Origin of the sequence: Paenibacillus albidus, from assembly GCF_014644435.1 — a bacterium.
GTDB classification, from domain to species: Bacteria; Bacillota; Bacilli; order Paenibacillales; family Paenibacillaceae; genus Paenibacillus_AQ; species Paenibacillus_AQ albidus.
Genome location: NZ_BMKR01000030.1, coordinates 75,065 through 82,985, shown reverse-complemented (window position 1 = coordinate 82,985; position 7,921 = coordinate 75,065). Strand labels below are relative to the sequence as shown.

Annotated in this window: 13 protein-coding genes; 10 read left to right on the top strand and 3 right to left on the bottom strand. The window is 42.2% G+C overall.

Features of this window, described 5'->3' with window-relative positions:
• The 6 genes from IEY53_RS35955 to IEY53_RS25730 form a co-directional block, all read left to right on the top strand.
• On the top strand, nucleotides 1-430 hold a 430-nt coding region (locus tag IEY53_RS35955; RefSeq protein WP_308424259.1), incomplete at its 5' end, for a stalk domain-containing protein.
• Between the two features lie 98 nt (nucleotides 431-528).
• Complete coding sequence (locus tag IEY53_RS36175; RefSeq protein WP_373293937.1) at nucleotides 529-657, top strand: YjcZ family sporulation protein; 129 nt, start codon at nucleotides 529-531, stop codon at nucleotides 655-657.
• A gap of 29 nt (nucleotides 658-686) precedes the next feature.
• Nucleotides 687-788, top strand: a complete 102-nt coding sequence (locus IEY53_RS35365) for a YjcZ family sporulation protein (protein ID WP_229696356.1) — start codon at nucleotides 687-689, stop codon at nucleotides 786-788.
• Between the two features lie 129 nt (nucleotides 789-917).
• Nucleotides 918-1,082 (top strand): phage holin, encoded by a 165-nt coding sequence (locus IEY53_RS25740; protein ID WP_229696355.1) that lies wholly within the window; start codon nucleotides 918-920, stop codon nucleotides 1,080-1,082.
• Between the two features lie 183 nt (nucleotides 1,083-1,265).
• Nucleotides 1,266-1,802 (top strand): hypothetical protein, encoded by a 537-nt coding sequence (locus tag IEY53_RS25735; RefSeq protein WP_189030073.1) that lies wholly within the window; start codon nucleotides 1,266-1,268, stop codon nucleotides 1,800-1,802.
• Between the two features lie 54 nt (nucleotides 1,803-1,856).
• Nucleotides 1,857-2,000 (top strand): hypothetical protein, encoded by a 144-nt coding sequence (locus tag IEY53_RS25730; protein WP_189030071.1) that lies wholly within the window; start codon nucleotides 1,857-1,859, stop codon nucleotides 1,998-2,000.
• A 109-nt stretch (nucleotides 2,001-2,109) separates the two neighbouring features.
• Here IEY53_RS25730 and IEY53_RS25725 read toward each other — a convergent pair whose 3' ends face one another.
• Nucleotides 2,110-2,340 carry a hypothetical protein gene (locus tag IEY53_RS25725; RefSeq protein WP_189030070.1) on the bottom strand — a complete coding sequence of 77 codons (231 nt, stop codon included), beginning with the start codon at nucleotides 2,338-2,340 and terminating at the stop codon, nucleotides 2,110-2,112.
• A 160-nt stretch (nucleotides 2,341-2,500) separates the two neighbouring features.
• Between IEY53_RS25725 and IEY53_RS35360 the strand changes: the two genes are divergently transcribed.
• Nucleotides 2,501-3,361 carry a ran-binding protein 10 gene (locus IEY53_RS35360; RefSeq protein ID WP_229696354.1) on the top strand — a complete coding sequence of 287 codons (861 nt, stop codon included), beginning with the start codon at nucleotides 2,501-2,503 and terminating at the stop codon, nucleotides 3,359-3,361.
• 74 nt (nucleotides 3,362-3,435) lie between these two features.
• On the opposite strand, the gene csaA is transcribed toward IEY53_RS35360, so the two are convergent.
• Together csaA and IEY53_RS25710 are read right to left on the bottom strand one after the other, a co-directional pair.
• Entirely contained in the window at nucleotides 3,436-3,768 is a 333-nt protein-coding gene (csaA, locus tag IEY53_RS25715; protein ID WP_189030069.1) for a chaperone CsaA, read from the bottom strand.
• A 43-nt stretch (nucleotides 3,769-3,811) separates the two neighbouring features.
• Nucleotides 3,812-4,723 carry a DMT family transporter gene (locus tag IEY53_RS25710; RefSeq protein WP_189030068.1) on the bottom strand — a complete coding sequence of 304 codons (912 nt, stop codon included), beginning with the start codon at nucleotides 4,721-4,723 and terminating at the stop codon, nucleotides 3,812-3,814.
• Nucleotides 4,724-4,880: 157 nt separating this feature from the next.
• On the opposite strand from IEY53_RS25710, the gene IEY53_RS25705 reads away from it, so the two are divergent.
• The 3 genes from IEY53_RS25705 to IEY53_RS25695 all read left to right on the top strand — a co-directional run bounded on the left by IEY53_RS25705 (nucleotide 4,881) and on the right by IEY53_RS25695 (nucleotide 7,905).
• Complete coding sequence (locus tag IEY53_RS25705) at nucleotides 4,881-5,774, top strand: AraC family transcriptional regulator (RefSeq protein ID WP_189030067.1); 894 nt, start codon at nucleotides 4,881-4,883, stop codon at nucleotides 5,772-5,774.
• A 48-nt stretch (nucleotides 5,775-5,822) separates the two neighbouring features.
• Nucleotides 5,823-6,170 carry a hypothetical protein gene (locus IEY53_RS25700; protein ID WP_189030091.1) on the top strand — a complete coding sequence of 116 codons (348 nt, stop codon included), beginning with the start codon at nucleotides 5,823-5,825 and terminating at the stop codon, nucleotides 6,168-6,170.
• A gap of 808 nt (nucleotides 6,171-6,978) precedes the next feature.
• Nucleotides 6,979-7,905, top strand: a complete 927-nt coding sequence (locus IEY53_RS25695; protein ID WP_189030066.1) for a formylglycine-generating enzyme family protein — start codon at nucleotides 6,979-6,981, stop codon at nucleotides 7,903-7,905.
• Nucleotides 7,906-7,921 lie beyond the last annotated feature (16 nt).

Sequence of the window (7,921 nt, the reverse complement as noted above, 5' to 3'; positions counted from 1 at the left end):
AGACGGCAGCGGCGCCAAGTCGGGTAACCGGACGAGCATCGGTGTTGAGATATGCGAGTCCGGCGACTACACAAAGACGCTGGACAATGCAGCCGGGCTGGTTGCATCTATGCTCAAAGAGCGCGGATGGGGCATAGATCGGCTCCGGCGTCACTTTGACTGGAGCGGCAAGATTTGTCCAAGACTGATGTATGATGGCGGTAAATGGACAGGCTGGACGGCGTTTAAGGCGGCGGTGGTCGTAAAGTTAAAGGAGGGCGACAAGGTGTATAAGGATTTAAAGGTTAGTGTGTTGGTCAACGGCAAGAAGGTGGCAGACGGCGTACTGGATGCTGGTGTGACGTATACCCCGGCGCGGGCGGTGGCAGAGGCCCTGGGAGCTGTAGTCACGTATGATGCAGCGACAAAGACGGTCAATATCACAAAGTAAATTCCCAAACGCTTGGGATTTCTATTCCTATTTGCCCAAGCACGATTATAAATACCACATATTCTAAATTGTATTCAATTACAAAGGAGGAATAACGAATGAGTGGAGTTGTTGGGGGATATGGATGTGACCATGAAAAAAAATGTATTAGTCCTTTTACGTCGACAGGTGCAATCTTAGTACTTTATATCTTGTTAGTTATTATTTTGAAATCCTGCATATGGTAAGTCTTATTCAATTATAAGGTGATACTGTAATGGGTGAATGTACTGGGGGATATGGTGGATTTACTTCTACCGCTGCAATTCTGGTCCTGTTTATCTTGTTGGTAATCATATCTAATACTTTCTTTGTCTAAGCTTCAAACCGCTCTGTATGGCTGCACCCATAGTATATATCCGTCAGTAGATACTGGCGGATTTTATACGTACATAATCAAAAACGTATCCCGTCAACCTTACCTTCGGAAATACTCGGGAGCTAAAATGTGCTGCTGAGCATTCAGACAATCGGAGTTATCTTCGGGATGCATTTGGCCCCGGAAAAATATGATGAGGTTACAGCGGCGGTTAATGCGGTCCTGGGTATCTTAGTGGTGCTGGGGATCGTAAGCAACCCGGATGCAGGCAAGGGGTATACTGACAAGGAATAGATGGCACACTTACCCACTGGCTTCGGCTGGTGGGCTTTTTTGGTTTAGTTTAGAGGAATAAATTGGTTGTTTGTTGAAATTTAAAGAAGAAAATTGTGAAGGAGGTTATAATCTATTAATTACATATGGAGTGCCGCTATATCCTCAGCTACTACAGTTTTAGTATTACTCATTGGAACTATTGTGAATTATTACATTACAGAAAATCGATTAAAGGAAGAAAGAAAAGAAAAGAAAGAGAAATTAGAAGAGGATAGAAAACAGAGTCTTTTAAATATTCAACTAGGTATACGAGAAGAGGTTCATTCAAAAATTCAACCCGCTCTAGTTAAAGTTGAAAATTATCTAATGCAATTCTATGGACAGGGAAATGAGTTTATACAGGCAAAGAAATTGGAAGAATTCGAAATATCGATAGAAGTCAAAGAACTTAGGAGTCTAATTCAATCATATGAGATTTGGCTCCATGATGATTTGATCAAAGGTCTAAAAGAGTTTTTAGGAAGAATTAATGAGCTGTTTCTTTTAATTTCTGGATATAAAGAAACTGATCCTATGAATATTGAATGTAATAAAGATGTTGTGGATATGAGGATTCATGAATTATTTTGTATCATAGAAGAATTTAAAGCCCATATAAAATATCTGTCTGGTGGAAATGCTTTAGATAATTATCTTTATGAAGTTGTAGAAAAAGAACGATTTTCTAAAAAACAATAAAGATTTTCAATTAGATTCTTACATCCGTTGTGTTGAGTTTAAGGAGTGACAAATTTGAGTACTACATACAAAGTCCTCGAGAGCGATACAGACTTTCTGACGGCAACGCTGACCCAATCTAAGGTGTCGGTATGGTACCGTGAGGAACCGGACCCGGATGGCCACCTGATGGATTACGGCGGGATTGTAGAGGGATAAACACCAGATTCCATCAAGATAGCTGGTGCCCATTTTGTCCGAGAACGTTTTGAATTCAGAGCATACATAAAATAACCCGCCGGGCGTATGCCTGACGGGTTTGTTTTTATTATTCAGTATTCCCCTCAATCTTCAACCTGATTACCCTCGATACACTCTCAACCTCATTTATCGGCACCCATACAGGCCCTTCCTCCGTATTGACTTTTATTCTTTCTGGATCATTTGAAAGATCTGCAACTCCCTTGATTCGCTCGCCATTATGCGATAAAAAGACCACGATTTGTTCTCCCTTTGAAACGGCAGCGCGAAGTTCTCTTCTTATTTCCTTATCTATCATAGGTACACCTCAAATTTTTAAGTATGTCATAACCTTTGCCTATCCACATTTTACCTTTATAACTCTCAATTGTATTGTAAAAATTTGTCGAATAACAGACTGTTTGTTCGCCCTTTATTAGTGTAGGCTTGATGCATACATATTAAAGGAGATGGATTTTTTGAAAAAGAAAATAGCAGGATTTTTGGTCTTATGTACGTTTTTGTTTGTGTTTATACCAGGAGCTACAAAAGCAGCAGAACAACCTGTGGGATTATTGGATGGAGTAACGATGTTAACTGGTTCTAGCATTTCTAATATACTTGGAAACACCACGAAAGTGACCGATAATGACAATACAACTGTGTTTGACATGGTCACTCAAAGATCAGACTCAAGTGTTGTAGACGTACTTGCATACGTATTTCAAAATGCTCAAACGGTAAACAGTTATAAAGTTCATGTAACTAATTATGATGCGGGGCCAGTATATATTAAATTTTATAACAGTGCCGGTTCATTGATTTCTCAAATTAATTTGAGCCCTAATGTAGGTGATGATCAAATTCATTACCTAACTAGTCCAATTGAAGGCGTTAAAAAATTTGAGTTATTCCAGCAGGGGAGTACTACATATCATGTTGCTGAGGTGAATTTATACAGTGCGATTCCAGAGCCATCACCGACCGTAACACCGGATATTACACCAACAATAGAGCCAACAGTAACTGCAACGGTAGAACCTACTGCTACACCAGAACCAACCATTGAGCCAACTCCAACAGTGACACCTACGCCTGAGCAACCAACAGGTGACAGAGCAATCCTTGTAGTAACTATGAATACCGGCCTTGAAAAAGAGTTTGACCTGAGTATGGATGAAGTGAATGCTTTTATCTCCTGGTACGAGAGCAAACAGTCGGGTTCTGGAACTGCCTCATACGCAATCAATAAACATGAGAATAATAAAGGACCATTCACCAATCGTAAAGATTATGTGATATTCGATAAAATCCTGACTTTTAGCGTAGATCAATACTAACTATAAGCATAAATGAAAGTATAGCAAAACAACCCCGTCAACCTTAAGTGGTCGGCGGGGTTGTTTTGCCTTTATTATCCGATTTGCGTTCCGTTGGGTAGATCGAAATCCGGCTTCAACAGCACGACATCTCCCTGTTCGGGCAGTCCGCCCAGAACCAAAACTTCCGAATTGAATCCCGCTATGCGGCGCGGCGGAAAATTGACGACTCCTACGATTTGTTTTCCGACGATATTTTCAGCAGCATATCTCTTGGTGATTTGCGCACTGGAAGTTTTAACGCCGATTTCCGGTCCAAAGTCGATCTCCAGTTTAATAGCTGGGATTTTAGCTTTTGAAAAAAATTCGGCCTTGATGATTGTGCCCACACGAAGATCCAATTTTAAAAAGTCCTCAAATGTTGTCATAGTGATATCCTCCTCTGTATAATTCCCTGTTTTTCGGCGCCAATTAATGCAAAGACCGCTTCTCCGCTGAATATTGCAAGGATTGCCGCCAAAAGTACATCAGCATACCCAGCAACGTTATCAATCCGCCTACAAATTGAAAGACGGAGATGGTTTCTCTCAAGAAGATATAAGCCAGCATGATAGCCAAAACGGGTTCTCCAATAATGCCTACAGACACCGTTGTAGCTCCTATCGACTTAAGCAGCCTATTGAAAATATACTGACCGAATATCGTGGGAACAATCGCAAGCAGTAGGAAATACGTCCAGTCCGAAGAATCGTAATTGGTTAAGGAAAAGCCGTTCAGCATGCTGGTGACGAGAAGAACACTTCCTCCGAGAAAGAATACCAAGACACTATAGAAATTCGCATCAATTTTTTGGCTCAACTTTTGTCCGACTAGCATATAAGCTGAAACCAGTATAGTTCCAATTAAAGACAACCCGTCCCCAATCAGCGCTTCTTTTGAAACCCCGATATCTCCCCAGGCGATAATGACTGAGCCTAGAAGCGCGGTCAATAAGCAAAGCACGCTCAACATGCCGGCTCTTTCCCTGAATATAAAATATGAACCAATCATGACAAACAGCGGTTGCAACGCCAGGATCACCATGGAACTTGCCACCGAAGTATACACAAGCGATTCCATCCAAAATAAGAAATACAGTCCTAGCAGAAGGCCGGCCAGAAAAATGTTGCCCCATTCCTTTGCATTCAATCTTAAGGAGCGGATCTTTTTCCAAGGCATGAAAGGAAGCATGATGATAGCTGAAATATAGAGCCTGTACATACCAGCTATGGCTGTTGGCGTATCCGAAGATTTGATCATGATCGAAGAAATGGAAACCGACAAAATGGCGATAAAAAGCAGTACGTAAGGATGAAGTAGTAATGACGAGTTGTGTTTTTTCACATAGAAGCCTCCAAGAGGTCTTATCCAAACGTCTGTGCACAGGATTTAGTGATAAGCCATATTATATTTGATATAATAATATCATCATTATCTGCTTTTTTGTGTAAATATATCACTAGATAATATCGGTATATCGCCGTAGAAAGAAGGTTTCTGAATGTCAAAGCCGCTACATGAGAAAATCGCGTATCCCGATCGTTTGTTTCCTTACATTATGTACACACATACGCTTTATACGAGCATTCCTGAAGGTCGAGGATTTAACGACCTGCACTGGCATGAAGAACTTCAAATCACGTTGGTAACGAAAGGTATATTGGTGATTCAAGTAAACGGAATCGATTATGAGTTAAATACTGGCCAGGCGATCCTAATCAACAAGGGGATTCTTCATGTCACGACACAGCTGAGTCATAACGGTGAATATGTAAGTTTTAACTTTCCCGAAAAGCTGATCGGCTTCCACTCGGAAAGTACTATGGAGGAGAACTATGTGCTTCCATACACCCGCTCATCTCTCGTTTCAACCGTTATTGCAGGAAAAGCGAATTGGGAAAAGCAAGTATTGGACATGCTTTGGGACATGAGGAGTGTATTTAATATGAAAAAGAGATGGGGATGGGAATACGAAATTTCGATTAAAACTGTACAGCTCTGGTTCATCTTAATATCCAACCTTGCTCTCCCGAAAGAGGAAGCGCCCAAACACGCAAAGCGGCAGCAGGAAAGATTGCAACTCATGCTCAGTTTTATCCATAAGAACTACTCGATTCCTATAACGCTAAGTGAGATTGCTGATAGCGCGCATCTGAGCATTTCAGAATGTACGCGAAGTTTTAAGAAGACGGTTCGTATGACGCCGTATGAATATCTTATTAAATACCGGATCAGAAGAAGCTGCGAACTACTGGTATCCACGGATGATACAATAACCGAGATTGCCCGCAAAGTGGGCTTCAATCATGTAAATCACTTCATCCAGTCCTTTAAAAAAGACCAAGGAAAAACACCTAAAGGCTTTAGGGAATTCAGAAGCGGCATGGAGAAATAATGTACAATGGGACAATAGACTGATCATTCCTGTATCCAATTATAGCGCTTGGCTACGTTGGATAGAGGAGGTAAGTGTTGGATAGCTCTATTTGGTTACAGTGTATTCACTTACTTCAAAAGTGAGGATCTTATCAAAGACAACATAATCTTTGCGCTTCTTAAAGGGACCTTTGTTGTTAGAGTGCTTATCAATTCCATAAAGCCCAGGACCTCTTCCTGCATCACGGGAATCGTACCAATTGGTGTAGGACTTGGTGTGATTGTAGGCGTTGGTTCTGGTGAACTCGTTGAGACAGGAGTTGCTGTTGGTGTAGGCGTTGGATCTGGTGTTGGTGTTGCAGCGGAAGCTGGAAGTGCTGCGGTTGACGGGGAGGGTTCCGAAGATTTAATATAAGATTGTATTATAATAGAAGGAACTGAAGTTGCCTGGCCGATCAGGAGCCAAATAAATGAATGTAAAATCACGTAAAAATCACATTCTATCTTTCAGTAGGTTAAACTGCATTTCATTAATTGTTTCGTTCACATCAAGAATCCTTAAAAATAAGCGATTTATTAAACCATGTTAAACTCAGTTTAACTGATTGAAGGATGGGCGGCATGATGTAACAAGGCTGATTAAGCCTTATGCATCAAAGGTTTCCGTTAGCGGAAATACCTTTGGCCATGGATTGAACTAAAATAGGCTTCTCACGAGTTCTGAATTGAACTTAGTGAGAAGCCTATTTGTTTTGGCGTAGACTGCATTTTGTGCAGCAGATTGCAGATAAACTGGCCGGATTTTGCTTTTGACTGCATTTTCTGCATCAGAAACACTAGTAAGACCTTGTTTTCTAATTTTCCAATGTACGAAATACATTAGAATTGACTTTTAAGCTCTCCCGGAGTGATTATACTGCATGAAATACACCAGAAGCACCGTGTCCTCCTGTTCCAGATCATATTGGGTTTTGTATAGCCCGCCTGTATCAAGTTCGCTTGATATAAAAGGTATAAACACACGGAGGAAATTACAATACTAAGGATTAAATCGTATTGGATTTCTTTTATATAGCATGTCCAATCTTAAGCTATTAATGATTATTCCGAAATGAATTTATGATGTTATAATAACCCTATCCTCTTTCTGAAAGGGAAGAAAAAAACGTGGGAAATAACAAAAAACAGTTACTCCGGCCTGTTGTACCCCTAAACGGCTCAAAATGAGTGGAGGACTCCGGGCCGGGAACGCTGTACCGGTACCTCGCGAAACGGGGCGGCCCATTCCGGTCCAGAATGACATGATCAGGCTGCAAGGCGGGACATTTCTGATGGGAACAGATGATACAGAGGGGTTTCCTATGGACGGTGAAGGACCTGTAAGGGAAGTCACGGTTTCTGGGTTTTCAATGGAACGGTATGCGGTGACCAATCAACAGTTTGCTGAATTTTCCGATTCTACAGGTTATCGTACGGATGCGGAAAAATTCGGAAACTCGTTTGTATTCCACTTGTTCCTGAAGCAGGAGGAACTCTCCAATACGGCAAATATAGTGGTGGAGGTTCCCTGGTGGCGAGCAGTAGAGGGAGCGGATTGGCGGCATCCCGAAGGGCCGGACTCCAACCTTCAGGGAAGGATGGATCACCCGGTTGTTCATGTCTCATGGAATGATGCGGAGGCTTACTGCCGGTGGGCCGGCAAACGCCTTCCTACAGAAGCGGAATGGGAATACGCGGCGCGTGGAGGATTAGTGCAGAACAAATATCCGTGGGGAAATGCATTAACGCCTGAAGGGAAGCATATGTGCAATATCTGGCAGGGGAAATTCCCTGTTCAAAATGACGCTCTGGATGGATACACAGGCACCGCGCCGGTCGGCGTCTTCGAGCCGAATGGCTTTGGACTGTATAACATGTCCGGGAATGTATGGGAGTGGTGTGCAGATTGGTTCGATATGCGTTATCACCGGACTTCGGATTGCATCAATCCGAAAGGCTCCCGGCAAGGGGACCAGAAATCGATGCGGGGCGGCTCCTATCTATGTCATAGATCTTATTGCAATCGATACCGAGTGGCGGCACGTAGTAAAAATACACCGGACAGCTCGGCAGGCAATGTAGGTTTTCGTTGTGCGGCAGATATAGAGTAGCTCCAGGGAAACATAA